Source organism: Methylophaga sp. UBA4204, from assembly GCF_002379485.1.
Classification (GTDB): domain Bacteria; phylum Pseudomonadota; class Gammaproteobacteria; order Nitrosococcales; family Methylophagaceae; genus Methylophaga.
This window is the reverse complement of sequence record NZ_DFTU01000087.1, coordinates 39,835-56,486: the sequence shown is the minus strand read 5'-3', so window position 1 is coordinate 56,486 and position 16,652 is coordinate 39,835. Positions and strand designations below refer to the sequence as shown.

Genomic DNA, 16,652 nt, shown 5'->3' with positions numbered 1-16,652 from the left:
CAATGACTTTGCCACTTACATCTATTTCTTCATCGACCCGACCATCGGTCGGCTTTTCGACAATACGTCCATCTCGGATATAAATATCCCGCACTACGTCATTTACATCGTGTGCCGGGTCAATAATACGTCCGCCGGTTAATTTTAAAAGCATCTTTCTCTCCGTTTACAGGGCCTTTTCGACCGCACTGAGAACTTCAAACACGCTGGGTAAGCCGCTGTCGCGTAATTTTCTGAGCGGCACTGAAACCACACTGTCACTGCGGAAGGTTCGCCCTTCATGATCAATACCCGGAACACCCACCGGAATATAAACTTCCGGTTCTGTTTCAAACTGCATACCACTGCGTCCAAGCACAATGGTATTTGCTGATGATTGAGGTGGTGTCACCGCTGTATTGAAACTGGATACCCAGATTAAAAGATCACTTTCATCATTCGCCAGAATACGTTTACTGTCATTCAAAAACGGATCATAATCCGGGAAACGACGATTAAACGTTGTACGCATTGGATATCCACTTTGCCAGGAAGCCACCGCGTTTACCGTCGTATCACCTTCTTTTCCACCTATCGGCAGACCGTTACTGCGGGTTGTCGCGTTGATCTCTTTGATCATTTCACATACGTTTTGAATGGTCGCTTCTGCGTGATCAATGTCTAACTGCCCGGCTGACCAGGTCACTACAGAATATTTAGCGGCGTTTAACTTGTCTGCCAGCGCTAATAAATCGCTCACTGCAATACCCGCGACGGTTTCAGTTTGAATCTGTTTACCCTTCACTAAAGCACGTAAAACAGATACGACTTCCGGTAAATCTGCATTATCACAGGCAATAACCTGAGCCTTTTTACCATTTGGTGAAGTGGATGCATCACCACTTGGGGGTTTGCCTAAATAAATAACTTCACGAGACTCAATATCCTGACCAAACATACTTTCCTTGTTCCACACCATACGTTCATAAAAACGTGGAAAAGTAGATTCAATATCGGTACCAATAAGCACTAGTAAATCCACCCGGTTTCTGACTTCTGTCAGTGTGGTGGTCATATAGCCCGTGTCCTGTAATACCAAAATATTGCGAAATGCGGCTGGAGAATAATAACTGTCGATGGTAGCGCCACTTTTATCGGCAAGCGCCATTGCTGCACGCGCACCATTCAAGTCTGTTCCCAGACCGGCAATTAATGGTTGTTTGCTGTTAATCAGTAAATCAGCAATATGCGAAACAGCTTGATCCAGTGTGACCTCTTTGCCGTTAATTCGGGGCTGAGTATCGGTGATAGGTGTTTCAAAACCGGGCCGGGTGACAGCATCGCCATTTTCCAGCACTTTAACAGTATTGCCGTTGACCTCTATCGTCAGATCATCGGACGCTATTCCACAAAATGGACTGGCAACTTCATGCCAAACGGTGGCCGTACTGTTTTCTGTCATATCGCTGTCCTCGATAGTTTTCAATTAAATACACTGGGGCCATTATGACCTGCTTCAAGTCCAGCCGGACACTCAGCAGAAAATGTGCATTGCGTTATCCATGCTTTGCCCTTAGCAGGAGTGAATCAATATCATTATCACGTAGCTGTTTCTGTAATGCATCAGCCTTACTTCGCCCTACCACCGGCCCAACCTGCACCCGATGCCATGTATCGGTATTATCAATTGTGACGGTTTGTACTTTTGATTCAATACCTAAAAAGGCTAATCTGGCGCGGAAACCATCAGCATCTTCAAGTTTTTTGAACGACCCCACCTGAATCATGAAGCTAACGTCATCTGCCGGTGCTTCAGTTGCGGCCTGCTGTGTTTGCTCTGGCGGTGCCGAAATTTCTTCGGGTGGCGAGGAAACGATTGGTTTCTGGGGTTGATTAGCAATAGTTTTGGGCTTTTCTACCACCACCTCGGTTTCGGGTAGTAACGTATAAAAATCAAAAGTGGGTTCCACACTCGATTTTTTTTGCTGTTGCTGAGTGGTTTTTGCCTGTTGTTTATCCGCTGGAACATTTTCTTTCAGGTGCAATAAAAACATCACAAAAGCACCCACGGCAAAACTGATTAACATTGGTCCCCAAGGCATGCTTCCACCTTGTTTTGAAGACTGTTTACGCGTATTTCTTCTGGTTGCCACAAAAAACCTCTTACATTGATTGTGGCGCTGAAACGCCCATTAACCCAAGACCATTGGCAATAACCTGTCTGACAGCGGTGATCAGCGTCAGCCGTGCCTGACTTAAATCAATATCATCTGTCATAAACTGGTGAGCGTTGTAGTAGGTGTGAAAATCACGTGCCAAATCCATTAGGAAATGCGCCAATAAATGGGGAGTATGTGTTATGGCTGCCAGTTCCACCACTTCCGGATAACGTGACAACATGGTAAACAAAGCCTGTTCATGATCTTCGGTCAATAAAGACAGGTTGTCTATTCCTGTCTGCTCATCCCAGTTCAGCTGTCTTTCTGCCAGTTGGCGGAAAACACTGCAGACACGTGCGTGTGCATATTGAACGTAATATACCGGATTATCATTACTTTGTGATTTTGCCAGTTCAAGATCAAAATCCATATGCTGGTCAGCACCGCGCATCACATAAAAGAAACGGGCAGCATCTTTACCAACCTCATCCCGTAGTTCGCGTAATGTGACAAACTCTCCGCTACGAGTCGACATACCGACTTTTTCTTTACCACGGTACAACACAGCAAACTGCACCAGTAAAACTTTCAGCTTGCTGACATCCTGATTCAGCGCCTCCATAGAGGCTTTAACCCGCGTAATGTAACCGTGATGATCGGCTCCCCAGATATCAATAATCTGATCAAAGCCACGATTAAATTTATTGAGGTGATAAGCGACATCAGAAGCAAAATAGGTTGCCTGACCATTGTCACGAACCACCACCCGGTCTTTTTTATCGCCAAAATCAGTGGATTTAAACCACCAAGCACCATCCTGCTGATACAGCATATTCGCGGCTTTCAATTGTTCCACAGCTTCATCAACCACACCGGATTCCACCAATGAACGCTCAGAAAACCATTCATCGTATTCGGCACCAAACCCAGCCAAATCATTACGAATATCATCCAGAATGGCATTGAGGCCCAAATCAAAAAGCTGACGATACACATCTGCACCGAGAAGATTTTTGGCCTGTTGTGTCAGCCCGTCAATATGAAGTTCTTTATCACCACCTTGGGGTTCATCCGCTGGAACACCATTAAAAGCCTGAGATGCTGAATGCAACAATGCATTTCCATGCTGTTGTTTTAAGGTTTCAGCAATGTCTAAGACGTATTCCCCACGATAACCGTTACTTGGAAAAGTAAACTGTTCGCCACATTTTTCCAGGTATCTCAGCCAGACACTGGTGGCTAGAATATCCATCTGACGGCCAGCATCATTTACGTAATATTCACGGTGGACATCAAACCCTACTGCTTTTAACAAGCTGCTGACTACTGAACCATATGCCGCGCCACGGCCATGGCCTACATGCAGTGGTCCGGTTGGATTGGCCGAAACAAACTCCACCTGAACTTTCTGACCATTGCCGTAATTGCTCAGACCAAATTGGCCGGCTTTTTTCAAGACATCTGCCACTACCTGTTGCCTTGAGCTAGCGGATAAGCTGAAATTAATAAACCCTGGACCGGCAATTTCTACTTTCTCGATCATTTCATGCTGTGGAAGCGCATCAACAATCAATGTCGCTATCTGCCGAGGATTCATTTTGGCGGGTTTGGCTAATACCATCGCAATGTTACTGGCGAAATCACCATGACTGCGATCTTTGGTTCGCTCCAGCTGAACATCAGCCGATGAAACATCTGCAGGAAGGCTTTGTTGGGCAATCAACGAAGCTAAAGCACTTTCAATAAGTTCTTTTAATTGGTCTTTCAAGGTAATGAAGTCCGGATAACAGAATTGTGATGGCGCATTTTAACCGATCAGACTAGCGGATGACATCATCCAGCCGATTAGATTAATTCAGTAGGATCGATGTCAATCGACCAACGACCTTTTCGCGCCAGTTTAAGCTTGCTGACAGCTCTGATATGTTGGTCGATTAATTGGTGTAACGATGCACGATCTGCGGATCGCATCAGCAATTGTGCCCGATATCGACCGGCACGTTTTTCCATTAAAGCTGGAACCGGTCCTAAAATCATGACCGCTGATGCGGTTTGCTGCAATAATTCGGCAACCTGTTGTAATAATTGCATAGCTAAATCGGCTTCTTTTGCCTCGGCGCGCCAGACTGCCCAGAAACCATGAGGGGGCAGCTCCATTTGAATTCGCTCTGCTAATAAATTTTCAGCGATAGCTTCATAACCATCCTGCAGTAATTTTTTCCAGAAAGGGTGCTCCGGTTGTTCGCTTTGTATCAAGACTTCCCCCGACTTTTTGCCACGCCCAGCCCGACCAGTTACCTGAGTAATTAACTGTGCCAGCCCTTCCGTTGCTCGAAAATCAGCACTGAATAAGGCCTGATCCGCATCCACAACACCGACCAACGTCACATCATGAAAATCATGCCCTTTAGCCAGCATCTGCGTACCCACCAGAATAGCCGCCTGACCCTGATTAATCTGTTTGACCATATTGGCAAAGGCATTGACCCGTTGGGTACTATCCCGATCAATCCGTAAAACGGGTACATCGTTAAAAATTGCTGTCAGAGCCTGCTCAATTTTCTCTGTTCCGACGCCATAACTTTTAAGTTCGGAATTACCACATTCAGGACATTTTTTCGGTAGTGTCTGGATCAAACCACAATGATGACAAAACAAACGGTTTTGATGTTGATGAACCACCATTTTGGCATCACAACTTCGGCAATTCGCCTGCCAATTACATTCATGACACATCAAAACTGGTGCGAATCCACGACGATTTATAAATAATAAAACCTGATGATTTTGCTGCAGATGTTTTTCAATAGAATTAATTAACACTGAACTTAAACCATTGTTATCTGCTGTTTTATTGGCAGCAATAAGTTTAATGTTGGGTAGTGTCGCTCCACCCGCACGTTTTGTTAACTTAAGTAACTGATAACGTTTTAATTTTACTTGGTAAAGGGTTTCCAGAGAAGGCGTTGCACTGCCCAGAACAATGGGAATATTCAGTGACTTAGCTCGCATCAATGCCACATTTCTGGCGTGATAACGCAGTCCATCCTGTTGTTTATAGGAACTGTCATGTTCTTCATCGATGATTATCAGTCCCGGATTGAGCATGGGAGTAAAAACTGCAGAGCGGGTACCAATAATAATGTCGGCCTTACCCGATCTGGCCAATAACCAAGCCTGTTTACGATCAGCATCTGAGACCGATGAGTTTATAACAACGATATTGGCTGCAAGGGAATGACGGAAACGTTCAACAAACTGTGTGGTTAATCCAATCTCTGGAATTAACACTAAAACCTGTTGCTGTTTTTCGACAAATTCACGACATATTTCAATATAAACCTCTGTTTTGCCACTCCCGGTGATACCTTGCAATAAAAAAGATGAAAATTGCTCTTTTTCTGCAATAACCTTTTCAACAGATTGTTTTTGCTCGTTATTTAATGAAACAGTTTGTTGTAACTCAAGACAGGGGACCGGTAATGCAACGTGTTGTCTGGCAGTAATTACGTTTTGTTGTGCCAAAGCAGACAAACTGCTTTTTACATTGCCTAATTGAACCCGTAATGCTTTTTCACTGAGTCCTTCCGGATAGTCCTCCAGTAAATCCAGGATCTGCTGCTGTTTTTTACCCGGTTTATTAGCCGGTATCTGTTGCAAGGCCCAATAGGTTTCGGTTTGCATTTCATCGCTATCACCCAGACGGAGTTTCTTGGGTAATGCTGCCTGAAAGCATTCGCCAATAGGATGATGATAATAACGACTTACCCACTGTACCAGCTGCATGATTTCTGCTGGTAAGAAACTTTGTTTATCAATTTGCTGTTCGATTTTTTTGAGTTTACCGGTAGAAATCTCGCTGATAGGTTTGATGGCAATCACGATTCCTATCAACTGTCTGCTGCCAAATGGAATTACAGCACGCATACCAGGTTGCCAGTGTTCAACCGGTTCATCGCTCAGATAATCAAACGTCTGACGTAAGGGACAAGCTAAGGCAATTTCGACAATGCAACTCATTAAACAATACTAATTAAATAAAAGAGATCTTTTAATGATGTTAATGCTTTAGTCCTGTGGATAGCTGTATTAATCCTGAAAAGCCTTTTTATTCATTACGTTAAATAATAAACCAACTGTGTATAAGTTTATCGTTGCGGGATCGATCTCTTGTGGATAACTTAACGACTTATCCACAGGTGATTTTATCCACAGCTTATGCCTTGTTTTATAAGCAAAGCATACCGTAGTTGTTAAGCCTGTTTTTACTGTTTATCAATAACATGATCGAGTTGACTGTTATTAAAAAAAAGGCTGGCTTTTACAGCCTGCTGACAAATTCTTCGCAGTTGAGATATGGCTTGTAATTCTTTTTCCATGCGCGCGATTGAAAGTCTTCCCTCTGCACCTCGACGCAATAACAATGACTTTAAGGAAAGATAGGTTTTTTCCAAGCTGTCGAGCTGGTTTGTTAAGGATGGATTGGGCTTATCTAATGCAGAAACATCAATTAGCAGTAAACAATCCACATTAAAATTGGTGAGCTGTTGCTGCAGTTGGGCCTCAATCGGATGACTTGATAAAGCACGATTTTCAGCGATAGCAACGGTTAAGGCAGAAATTGCATCACAGTACTGCGAAACGCGTAATAAATCAGCCGTTTTTTCAGTAATCTGTTCATTAATGTGTTGTTGATAGAGTTTGTGAATGAATTTGCCAATTTTTAAAATATTTTGCTCGGTGAAGGCATGTTGCTGTTTTAACCAGCTGATTGAACGGTTTTTATGGATACAGTGAGTCACCATCTTTAAAACATGTTTATTCAATCGGATTAATTCAAGTCGAATAGAGGTGATTGCCAGATTGGGAATCTTTAATGTGGTGTTATCAAGATATTTTGTTTCTGCAATATTTTCATCTGTTGCTAAAAATTTTGTTTTTAACCAGTTTTCTAGGGGATCGGCCAGCTTCCAGATAAGTGCTACACCTAATAAATTAAATACTGTGTGGAATAAAACTAATGTGGTAGTAAATTGCACATCATCAACCACTAATTGCTGAAACCAATGGATAATCCAGATTAACGGCACCAGCAAAAAAAGACTGACGATTGCTGTTAGCAGATTAAAAAGAACATGACTGGCGACAATACGTTTAGCGACCGGCTGACTGCCGATAACGGCGAATATAGCTGTCGTAGTTGACCCTAGATTACTGCCAATCACAATTGCAGCGGCAGGTAATAAGTCGATAATTCCCCCAGCGAGCGAAGTCAATGCAAGAGTTAAAGTAAGGCTGGAAGATTGCAGTAAAGTGGTCAGAATCAAACCAGCCAATGCAAACAACAAAATATCAACCGCTAGCAATCCACTGGAGAAGTGCAAATCAAATAAACTATCCGCGCCTGAGAAGGTCGTTTTTAAAGCCGCAATTCCCAGAAACAACAGGCCAAAACCGGTAAGTGCCAATCCAATATTCGCATAGGCTCGATTACTGTTTAATAAGCGCATCGCCATGCCGATTCCAATCAGCGGTAAGGCAAAATGTTCAATATTCAGGTTGAAACCTATCAGCACAACCAACCATCCTGTGACCGTCGTACCGACATTGCTGCCAAAAACAATCCACATCGCTCTTCGGAGGCTGAGAATACCGGCATTGGCAAACCCAATAGTGGCCAGAGTAACGGCACCGGAATGTTGAATGAACGCGGTCAGCAGAAAACCCGCACTTAAGCCGCGCAGACGGCTGTTGGTCCAGTTTTTAAGGATTTGGTTGAGTCTGTCCCCGGCAATTTGTTTAAGGCCGTCAGACATCAACCACATCCCCAGCATAAATAAACCCAAGCCACCTATCAGCGATCCCAGCATATTCATCATCTATTACCCGACTTATTGATTTTATTAATTGAATTGATAATACCGGATAAAAAAACAGCGATGCTATGCTATGCCAAAGTTATTGAATGAGGTGACCGATGAAAACGGCGTTTGTAGTAGCAATGGATGAAAATGGATTAATTGGGAAGGATAATGATCTCCCCTGGCGACTCTCTGCTGATTTGCAATACTTTCGCCGTATCACCATGGGTAAACCCATTTTAATGGGGCGTCATACTCATGAATCTATTGGCCGGCCTCTTCCTGGACGGCAAAACATTGTGGTGAGTTCTCTGCCGGAATATCAGGCGCCGGGCTGTGATGTTGTTCACTCCATCGAGGATGGTTTAAATGCCGCAGCGGATGCTGAAGAGTTGATGGTCATTGGCGGTTCATCGCTGTTTAAGCAAATGTTTGATGACGCCGATATACTCTACCTGACTCGGGTGCATGCAGAGCTTGAAGGGGATACCTGGTTTCCCGCATGGGATGAAAGTCAATGGCAATTACTCAGCCAGGAATCCCACCCGGCTGATGAGAAAAATGACTATGCCTATAGCTTCGAGGTTTATCAGCGAGTTTAATTCGGTGGTGACATTAGCTGTAAAGCGGTATGTAAATGTTCAGATGCTTCATGGCCGAGATCGGTCAGATAACCGCCATCAGGTTGGCTGATCAGTCCGTTATCAAATAATTTCTGTGCTGCTTCCACCAGACCATCACGAGCGGTTGAATGGTGAATTTTGATTCCTTGCAAATTATTACTGGGATCAAATTGTAATAACACTTCGATCTGATCAATTTTTTGCTGTTGCATATCCGGCTCCATTACCTGTTTGTATTCAGTCTACGCCTAAATTACCGAAGGGTGGATGATTTAATAAATTTAAAAATGGTTCTGCTGGAACAGGTTTGCTAAACAAATAACCCTGCATAAAATCACAGCCTTTATTATTCAATGCCCGAAGATGTTCAGGTGTTTCCACCCCTTCTGCCAGAGTTTTCAAACCGAGTGAGCGTGCCAGCGTAATAACAGCATCGACGATGGCTTCATCATCTTCATCGGTGAGCATGTCAAACACAAAGCTTTGATCAATCTTTAGTTTATTGATGGGGAATTTTTTCAGATAATTTAACGACGAATAGCCAGTACCAAAATCATCCAGAGATAACCTGATACCTGCATCTGCCAATGATTTTAATTGCTTTATTGTCAGATCTATATTGATCATGGCGACCGATTCTGTGATTTCCAGCTCCAGATTATCTGCTGGTAACTGATGTTCGTGGAGAATGGTGTTAATCATAGTGACCAGCAAGGGATTATTGAATTGCACCGCAGAGAGATTGATAGCAATTAATAAATCTGTATGTCCGGCATCTACCCATTGTTTACATTGACCTATTGCGGTGTGCAATATCCACTGACCTATCGGATTAATCATCCCGGTTTCTTCTGCAATGGGTATGAATTCCAGTGGAGAGATTATCCCGAGTTCCGGGTGGTTCCAGCGTATCAATGCCTCGGCACCGGTGATTTTATTCAGTTTGATATCAACCAGTGGTTGATAGACCAGAGAAAGCTCATTGCGAGCCAGAGCAAAACGCAAGGCATGTTCAAGTTCCAGTTTATAAACAATTTGTGAGTGCATTTCTGCAGTAAAAAACTGATATTGATTTCGACCGGCCTGTTTTGCACGATACATTGCCGTATCAGCATGTTTATTTAGACTCTCCGCATCCCTACCGTTATCAGGGTAAATACTGATACCGATTGAAACGGTGACAAATAACTGATTCCCATCAATTTCAAAAGGTGTGGTGATATTTTCAACCAGTTTCTGAGCCACATGGCCAGCTCCATCAGCGTCGGTATCCGGTAATAAAATTATAAACTCGTCACCACCGGTGCGACATACCGTGTCTTCCTCACGCATTTGCCGGTTCAACCTTTCCGCGACCTTAATCAGTAATTGATCCCCTATGGCGTGCCCAAGACTGTCATTGATAAATTTAAAGCGATCCAGGTCCAGATAGAGTAAAGCCAGTTTTTGCCGATGCCGTTCAGCAGAAATCAGTGCTTGCCCCACACGATCCTTAAGTAATGCCCGGTTCGGCAGACTGGTCAGAACATCGTGATGTGCCAGAAAGTTAATTTTTTGTTCGGCTTCACGATATTTACTGATATCAGACATGATGGCGACATAGTTTTGCAGTTGCTGCTGGGCGTTTTCAACACGGCTGATCGATAACCATTGTGGATAGGTTTTACCATTTTTCCGGCGATTTTGTACCTCACCCGACCAAAATCCCTGCTGCTCAAGTTGCGTCCACATTTGTTCATAAAAATACTGATCATGCTCCCCAGAACTAAGAATCGAAGGGTTTTTCCCGGCCACATCATCGAGAGAATAGCCGGTCATGGTTGTGAAGGCAGGATTAACGGTAATAATCAGGTTGTTTTCATTGGTGATAATAATGCCTTCATTACTATTCTCGAATACCAGACTGGCCAGGCGTAACTCCTTATCCGCTTCATATTGCCGACTGATGTCGCGACTGATGCCCAGAACCCCTATAGTTTTGCCAGCTTCATTTTTGAGAGGGGTTTTCAGGGTTTCAAATAATCCTTTTTGTCCCTTTGCTCCATATACGGTTTCTTCATAAAACTGGCTGGTGTTATGTTGCAGCGTCAGTTGATCGCTGTGCCGATAATTGCGTGCTTCTCTTTCCGGATAAAACTCAAAGTCGGTTTTTCCAATAATGTCTGATTCTGTGGTAGCCAAAAACTCCATTACGGCCTTATTACAGCGGATATATCTGCCTTGATCATCCTTACAGAAAATCAAATCGGGTGATGAGTCGATAATACTTCGCAACAAGGAACGTTCCTGAGAAAGGATCTTTTCCACCTGTTTTTGTTCAGATATATCCTCAATAATGGCGATAAATACCTCTCTCTCGCCATAGAACGCTGTTTGCAAATCAACATGAACGGCATACTGACTGCCATCCTTACGCCGGTGATTGGTTTCAAAAATTAACCTTGGCGTTTCACCACTGCGTAATGGTGAAATTAATGCTTTTAACGTTGTGAGGTTATAGTCTGTTTTGATATCCAGGGGAGTCAGCTTATGTATCTCTTCAAGGCTATAGCCCAGATTGATGAGAGCACCATGATTTACATGAATAAACTGGAAGCTTTCGGCATCAAACACATATATTTCATTAAGTGATTTTTCGAGGATTTCGCCAAACAATGCATTCTGCTCGGCAGTATGCTTTTGTTCACTAATATCCAGTACAACGCCGACAATTTGCAGTTTTTCTGTGTGTTGGTCTTTTACTACTGACAGGTGATCTTCAACGGTAATGTAATGACCATCACGGTGACGAAAACGAAATTGATTGCTCACCGGTTTATCTGACTGCAATACAGTCAACAACGTCTGTTTAACCTTATTAATATCAGCGGGATGAACAGATTGTTGCCAGACTTCTGGCTGGCTTAACCAGTATTCGGCAGGATGCCCAGAGTAATGAATAACGGATTCTCTCACATAGCTCAGACGAAATTCAGTCGTGGTATCTTGCTTTACGTCCAGAATATAAGTGACACAAGGGCTAATGGTGAGCAGGTTTTTCAGAAAATCGACTGACTGGCGTAACTCTTGACGTAAGCGATATTGGTTAGTCACATTGGTAAAGACCAGAATCACGCCAAGAATTTCGGTTCCGCGATTATGATCCAGCCGAATTGGTGCTGCACTATCAGATATGTGATAGCTCACGCCATTTCTGGCCTTCAGTACAGTGTGATTGGATAATTCAACCACTTCACCATTTTGTATGACCAGATCTACCGGATTGGTTAGCTTCTCTCCAGTCTCGGCTTGATATATGTCAAAAACATTGAGTAACGGAAGTCCAATGGCATCCTCTTCCGGCCAGGCAGTTAATTCGCTGGCAACGCGATTCATACGGGTGATATTGCCTGAGGCATCGGTAACGATAACGGCATCACCGATAGATTCCAGTGTGATGCGTAAACGCTGCTCATTTTCAGTCAGAATGCTGATATGAGATTGCAGTTGTCTGGCAGCATCGACTAATGTCTGGCCCACTTGTGCTTGCTTAGTGTCACCTTTAAGTGGATTGATTAACTCAAATTGTTGATTCTGGATCTGTTCAGTCAGGTATTGCAGCGCGTTTAATGGCCTTATAACCAATTTACGAATCAGAAAAATCATCAGGATATTGGCTATCGTTATCAGCAAAAGCAAAGGAGCAATGGCATTGAGGATCTCTGTTTTGGCTGTTTCGAGTTTGTTCTTAATGGAATTCTGCAGTACTAAAACCTTTTGTTGATCCGCTTCAAGCAAAGGTAAAAAAAAGGTTAGCGAATCCCCTTTTTCATTACTTGTTTCAAAGTATCTCTTTTGTGAGCGGGCCAGTTTTACATACTGCAACATTTCATCATCGAGAACCTTCTCGGCCGGTTGGTCTTGCCAGATAAAATACGAAGATGATTCAATGACATTATTAGCATCAATCAATACTGCCAGTTGTGCATCAGTCCGTAATGAAAATCTGGCAACACTACTTCGTGCATGCTGTGAATCATTATTGGCAAGGGCATATTCAAGACTATGCCCCAGTTGTAATGCTGTTTCCTGGAGTTGAATCTTGGAGACTTCTTTTATATCTAACAGCCGATGCCGGTATTCATTGACTGAATAAAACAACAAAATAAAAACAAACAACAGGGTGATGGCCAGTGGTAGCCATAATGTCAGTCGATAGGTTTGAATTGGATTCATCTATAAATCCATTGTTTCATCAATTAGAAGCTGCCGACTATCAAGTTTTTTCTCTAACAATCCAACTTCTATCATCATCTTTGCAACAGACTCAATAATGGTTTTCAGCTGTTGATTAAAAATATTTTGCTGATGTTCTCTTTCCGGCAAAATCAGCTGCTGATAAAGAAGCTCAAGTTCTTCAGTTGAAATATCCAGACGTGGGGCAATTCTGATGAAAGCGTCCTGTGGATTTTTCGCCATGTAGTCCCGAGCTTGCCAATAGCCTTCCAGTAGTTGTTGAATGCTTTTTTTCTGTAATGTTAAAGCGCTATCACGTGTCACCAGCACATCAACGATTGGCGCGGGCAGTTGTCGACTATCAAACAGATTAATATAACCTTGTTGCTGAAGTTTATACGCAACAGGATCAAAGCTTATAACCGCATCAACGAGTTGATTTGTTAGCAAAGAAGAATGCTGATTCACCGTGGTAGGAATGATGGTAATGTCCTTTCTATCTAGCCCTGCCAGCTGTAGAACCTGCGACATCATATACGCGCCGACGCCACTTTGTTCAACGCCAACACGTTTACCCTTTAGCGCTTTGAGTGAAGTGATGGTGGGCTCAACCATCAGTTTGTCGGCTCCGTTGGAAATATTGAAGATCAGGATTATTTTGATATCGGATTGGGTTTCAGCCATCCTAAGTGCACCATCAAGGGTAGTCGCTACCATGTCCAGCTGGCCCTGGCGGAAGGCATGCATAACTTCTGTGCTGGAAGCCAACTCTTTTAGTTGGATCTGTGCGTTATTGTAATAGTGCAGATCACGCGCTAAATAGAGTAATTCGTACCCTGCCCACGGAACAGTCCCTACTCGCAACGGTTTTTCTGTCTGCGGATTACAGGCAATCAGGCTGGATAAAATGAACAGAAAATACAAAATCCGTTTACCCGGGGGCATCATCCACTCCCTCTTAGTTGAGTAAACCCAACGATAGCATAAAAACCACACTAAAATAGTATTTGCTAATATTGCTTAAAATTGAGAGAAAACCCATGGTTTTTCAGATACATGCGTTTACAATATCGCAATTATAAGAGTAAGCTGTAATTGTTGTTTTAATCAGGAGCAGAAAAATGGAAATTCCAGGCATTGCCCCTTTTAGTGGTCAGCCCACATTGACCAATCCCCTATCCTCTGAAAATCAGCTGGTAGGCCGTCAGACACCTGTTCAGCAGAATAGCGAAACGGCATCGACAACGGTTGCTCAGGAGCAGGCGCCAACCAGTTTACAGACAACGGCGGTGGTAAATGAAGCGACCCAAAATGAATCCGTTGGCTTTGATCCGGAAAATCCAGGCGGAACGATAGATATTACTGTTTAAGGCGCTACAACGATGGCTGAACCAAAAATCACACAAGATCCGCTTTACCAACTGTTACGTGATGGAAAAGTTGAAGAATTTAATCATCGCATCGCCAAGGGTGAAACTGTTGATTTAACCAGTTGTGATTTTCGTCATCTCAATCTTCAGGGACTAATTGCCAGCGGTCTGGATTTCAGTAACAGTTATTTTCGTCAGGCAGATTTACGCGGGATTGATTTCAGTCAAAGCATCAGTCTGCGCGGTGCCAGTATTCATGGGGCGAAAATTTCCGGCGTTTACTTTCCAGCATCGCTAACAGCTGATGAAATTAACCTTTCACTGCAACATGGCACCCGAATGCGTTATAGAGACTAGGTTTTTCATCTATCAGTAAGTACAGAGACTGCAATAAAAGATCAGCAAGCCTTAGGATAGCTCTTCGGTAGAATCTTTTGCCTTGGGAAGTAATCTTGATACCTGCAGGCCCAGTTCAAATAATAACCAGACAGGCACGGCCAGAAGCGTCTGAGAAATCACATCGGGTGGTGTCAGTAACATACCAATCACAAATGCTCCAACGATCACATAAGGTCTTTTTTCAATAAGACTTTGTCGTGTGGAAACACCGCTCCAAATCAATAGTAACGTCGCGATGGGCACTTCGAACGCCAATCCGAAGGCAAAAAACAGTTTCAGTACAAAATCCAGATAGCTGCTGATGTCGGTCATTACAGCCACGCCCTCCGGTGCCGCTTGCGTCAAAAAACCAAACACCAGTGGGAAAACAACGTAATAGGCGAATAGTATGCCGAGAACAAACAACACTGTACTGGCGAACATCAAAGGAAAGACAATACGTCTTTCATGTTTATAGAGGCCGGGAGCAATAAACGCCCACAGTTGATATAACAAGACGGGCATCGCCAGCATAATGGCGGCCGTCAGGGTCAGTTTGAAAGGTGTCAGGAATGGTGAAGCCACTTCGGTGGCAATCATCGAGCTGGTCTCGGGTAAATGCTCCAGCAATGGGGCTGATAAAATCAGATAAAGCTCATTGGCGAACGGTAACAAACACACGGCAATGATTAACACCGCCAGAATGCCTCTCAATAATCTATCCCGAAGTTCAACCAGATGGGAAATCAGTGGTTGTTGTTCACTATTTTCCATCTTCAGCCTGCTTTTTATCTTCATCAGAATCATTATCAGTTTTAGCTGAAGGATTCTGTTTGGGTTTTACCGGTTCATCGATATCAATAACTTCATTCAGATCGGGTAAATCATCCGGTTTTTTGAACGCTTGTTTGATTTCCTCGGCCCGTAATTCTTTTGCAATGTCGTTTTTGACCGCCTGAAGTGAGGCATTGGCACGGCCAATCCATAAACCGCAGACGCGAACAACTTTAGGGAGCTTTTCCGGCCCGACAACAATTAAAGCCACTACGGCAATTAACAGTAACTCCCAAAAACCTACGTCAAACACGGCGATTAACGTTTAGTTGAGTCGTGTTCTTCGTGCTGCTGTTTTTGTTGGATTTCACTGTCATCGTCATGTTTAAGATTGCTGGAATCGTTTTTTTGTTCCTCTTCGCCATCACGGACTGAGGATTTAAAGCTGCGAATGGCACTGCCCAGATCACCGCCTAGAGAACGCAGTTTTTTAGTGCCGAAAAGCAAAATGACGATGACCAAGACGATCAATAATTGCCATACACTGATTCCGCCAAATCCCATGGTGCACTCCTAATGAAAGCCAGGCAGGTTTTTGCCGCCTAACAAATGAATATGTAAATGATCGACTTCCTGACCACCACCGGGTCCGGTATTTATAATAGTACGAAAACCCGTCGTTAGGCCTTGAGACTGAGCTAGTTCAGGAAGTTTAAGAAACATATGTGCAATTAATTCCTGATGACTCTCATCAAGCTGATCCAGCCTGGCAATATGTTGTTTTGGAATCACTAACAGGTGCACGGCAGCTTTGGGGTTAATATCGTTGAACACATAGATCAGTTCATCTTCATAAACTTTCGCGGATGGAATCTCACCGGCAATAATTTTGCAGAAAATACAATCAGTCATTTTTTGCTCCTGCTGGCTTTTTCTTCGAGGCCTGATAAGCCAAACCGACGATCCAGCTCATGTAGAACGTCATCAACATCAATATTATTATGCGCCAGTAATACCATTGAATGAAACCAAAGATCGGCTGTTTCATAGATAATTTGATCTTTATCGCCAGCTTTTCCGGCGATAACCGTTTCGGTGGCTTCTTCGCCCAGTTTTTTCAGAATTTTATCCGTGCCTGCGGCATAGAGGCTGGCAACATATGAGCTATCGGCATCTGCTTTTTTACGATCATTGAGTACCGACATCAGTTTTTGCAAGGTATCACTCATTTATATATCTCATCGGGGTTTTTTAGCACTGGCTCCGTGGTTTGCCACTCACCATTTTGCAGTT

16 protein-coding genes are annotated in these 16,652 nt (G+C 43.4%); 3 read left to right on the top strand and 13 right to left on the bottom strand.

Features of this window, described 5'->3' with window-relative positions:
- Nucleotides 1-166 precede the first annotated feature (166 nt).
- From B3182_RS12725 to B3182_RS12705, 5 genes are all read right to left on the bottom strand, one after another.
- Complete coding sequence (locus tag B3182_RS12725; protein WP_292358592.1) at nucleotides 167-1,441, bottom strand: formylmethanofuran dehydrogenase subunit B; 1,275 nt, start codon at nucleotides 1,439-1,441, stop codon at nucleotides 167-169.
- 94 nt (nucleotides 1,442-1,535) lie between these two features.
- Entirely contained in the window at nucleotides 1,536-2,081 is a 546-nt protein-coding gene (locus tag B3182_RS12720) for an SPOR domain-containing protein (protein ID WP_292412773.1), read from the bottom strand.
- A 61-nt stretch (nucleotides 2,082-2,142) separates the two neighbouring features.
- A complete protein-coding gene (argS, locus tag B3182_RS12715; protein ID WP_292358596.1) occupies nucleotides 2,143-3,906 on the bottom strand; it encodes an arginine--tRNA ligase in 1,764 nt (587 codons plus the stop codon).
- 77 nt (nucleotides 3,907-3,983) lie between these two features.
- Nucleotides 3,984-6,158: a primosomal protein N' gene (locus B3182_RS12710; RefSeq protein WP_292358599.1), complete on the bottom strand. Its 2,175-nt coding sequence runs from the start codon at nucleotides 6,156-6,158 to the stop codon at nucleotides 3,984-3,986.
- Between the two features lie 245 nt (nucleotides 6,159-6,403).
- Entirely contained in the window at nucleotides 6,404-8,017 is a 1,614-nt protein-coding gene (locus B3182_RS12705; RefSeq protein WP_292411538.1) for a Na/Pi cotransporter family protein, read from the bottom strand.
- 98 nt (nucleotides 8,018-8,115) lie between these two features.
- On the opposite strand from B3182_RS12705, the gene folA reads away from it, so the two are divergent.
- The gene (folA, locus tag B3182_RS12700; protein ID WP_292358602.1) at nucleotides 8,116-8,601 is read left to right on the top strand and encodes a type 3 dihydrofolate reductase; all 486 of its coding nucleotides are present in this window, start codon (nucleotides 8,116-8,118) and stop codon (nucleotides 8,599-8,601) included.
- Here folA and B3182_RS12695 read toward each other — a convergent pair.
- Genes B3182_RS12695 through B3182_RS12685 form a run of 3 tightly spaced genes read right to left on the bottom strand, consistent with a single transcriptional unit; the run spans nucleotide 8,598 to nucleotide 13,785 of the window.
- The gene (locus B3182_RS12695) at nucleotides 8,598-8,834 is read right to left on the bottom strand and encodes a TIGR02647 family protein (protein ID WP_292358603.1); all 237 of its coding nucleotides are present in this window, start codon (nucleotides 8,832-8,834) and stop codon (nucleotides 8,598-8,600) included. The two genes, folA and B3182_RS12695, sit on opposite strands and share 4 nt — an antisense overlap.
- A 25-nt stretch (nucleotides 8,835-8,859) precedes the next feature.
- On the bottom strand, nucleotides 8,860-12,837 hold the full coding sequence (locus tag B3182_RS12690; protein WP_292358605.1) for a sensor domain-containing protein: 3,978 nt from the start codon (nucleotides 12,835-12,837) through the stop codon (nucleotides 8,860-8,862).
- A complete protein-coding gene (locus B3182_RS12685; RefSeq protein WP_292411539.1) occupies nucleotides 12,838-13,785 on the bottom strand; it encodes an ABC transporter substrate-binding protein in 948 nt (315 codons plus the stop codon). It abuts the gene before it with no gap.
- A 173-nt stretch (nucleotides 13,786-13,958) separates the two neighbouring features.
- Between B3182_RS12685 and B3182_RS12680 the strand changes: the two genes are divergently transcribed.
- A complete protein-coding gene (locus B3182_RS12680; protein ID WP_292358608.1) occupies nucleotides 13,959-14,207 on the top strand; it encodes a hypothetical protein in 249 nt (82 codons plus the stop codon).
- 12 nt (nucleotides 14,208-14,219) lie between these two features.
- Complete coding sequence (locus B3182_RS12675) at nucleotides 14,220-14,564, top strand: pentapeptide repeat-containing protein (RefSeq protein WP_292358609.1); 345 nt, start codon at nucleotides 14,220-14,222, stop codon at nucleotides 14,562-14,564.
- A gap of 51 nt (nucleotides 14,565-14,615) precedes the next feature.
- Here the strand turns inward: B3182_RS12675 and tatC are convergent, their stop codons facing one another.
- Genes tatC through B3182_RS12650 form a run of 5 tightly spaced genes read right to left on the bottom strand, consistent with a single transcriptional unit; the run spans nucleotide 14,616 to nucleotide 16,588 of the window.
- Nucleotides 14,616-15,359, bottom strand: a complete 744-nt coding sequence (gene tatC, locus B3182_RS12670; protein WP_292358612.1) for a twin-arginine translocase subunit TatC — start codon at nucleotides 15,357-15,359, stop codon at nucleotides 14,616-14,618.
- Entirely contained in the window at nucleotides 15,349-15,672 is a 324-nt protein-coding gene (tatB, locus tag B3182_RS12665; protein ID WP_292358614.1) for a Sec-independent protein translocase protein TatB, read from the bottom strand. The genes tatC and tatB overlap by 11 nt, the downstream gene beginning before the upstream one ends.
- Nucleotides 15,673-15,677: 5 nt before the next feature.
- Nucleotides 15,678-15,923: a Sec-independent protein translocase subunit TatA gene (tatA, locus tag B3182_RS12660; protein WP_292358616.1), complete on the bottom strand. Its 246-nt coding sequence runs from the start codon at nucleotides 15,921-15,923 to the stop codon at nucleotides 15,678-15,680.
- Nucleotides 15,924-15,932: 9 nt separating this feature from the next.
- Complete coding sequence (locus B3182_RS12655) at nucleotides 15,933-16,271, bottom strand: histidine triad nucleotide-binding protein (RefSeq protein WP_292358618.1); 339 nt, start codon at nucleotides 16,269-16,271, stop codon at nucleotides 15,933-15,935.
- On the bottom strand, nucleotides 16,268-16,588 hold the full coding sequence (locus B3182_RS12650) for a phosphoribosyl-ATP diphosphatase (protein ID WP_292358620.1): 321 nt from the start codon (nucleotides 16,586-16,588) through the stop codon (nucleotides 16,268-16,270). Before B3182_RS12650 ends, B3182_RS12655 begins: the two co-directional genes overlap by 4 nt.
- Nucleotides 16,589-16,652: the final 64 nt, after the last annotated feature.

Coding starts and splice junctions, on each gene's coding strand:
- B3182_RS12680 (WP_292358608.1), top strand. CDS start 13,959: ATGGAAATTCCAGGCATTGCCCCTTTTAGTGGTCAGCCCACATTGACC.
- B3182_RS12710 (WP_292358599.1), bottom strand. CDS start 6,158: ATGAGTTGCATTGTCGAAATTGCCTTAGCTTGTCCCTTACGTCAGACG.
- tatA (WP_292358616.1), bottom strand. CDS start 15,923: ATGGGATTTGGCGGAATCAGTGTATGGCAATTATTGATCGTCTTGGTC.
- B3182_RS12695 (WP_292358603.1), bottom strand. CDS start 8,834: ATGCAACAGCAAAAAATTGATCAGATCGAAGTGTTATTACAATTTGAT.
- B3182_RS12720 (WP_292412773.1), bottom strand. CDS start 2,081: ATGCCTTGGGGACCAATGTTAATCAGTTTTGCCGTGGGTGCTTTTGTG.
- tatC (WP_292358612.1), bottom strand. CDS start 15,359: ATGGAAAATAGTGAACAACAACCACTGATTTCCCATCTGGTTGAACTT.
- B3182_RS12650 (WP_292358620.1), bottom strand. CDS start 16,588: ATGAGTGATACCTTGCAAAAACTGATGTCGGTACTCAATGATCGTAAA.
- B3182_RS12725 (WP_292358592.1), bottom strand. CDS start 1,441: ATGACAGAAAACAGTACGGCCACCGTTTGGCATGAAGTTGCCAGTCCA.
- B3182_RS12685 (WP_292411539.1), bottom strand. CDS start 13,785: ATGATGCCCCCGGGTAAACGGATTTTGTATTTTCTGTTCATTTTATCC.
- folA (WP_292358602.1), top strand. CDS start 8,116: ATGAAAACGGCGTTTGTAGTAGCAATGGATGAAAATGGATTAATTGGG.
- B3182_RS12675 (WP_292358609.1), top strand. CDS start 14,220: ATGGCTGAACCAAAAATCACACAAGATCCGCTTTACCAACTGTTACGT.
- B3182_RS12690 (WP_292358605.1), bottom strand. CDS start 12,837: ATGAATCCAATTCAAACCTATCGACTGACATTATGGCTACCACTGGCC.
- B3182_RS12655 (WP_292358618.1), bottom strand. CDS start 16,271: ATGACTGATTGTATTTTCTGCAAAATTATTGCCGGTGAGATTCCATCC.
- B3182_RS12705 (WP_292411538.1), bottom strand. CDS start 8,017: ATGATGAATATGCTGGGATCGCTGATAGGTGGCTTGGGTTTATTTATG.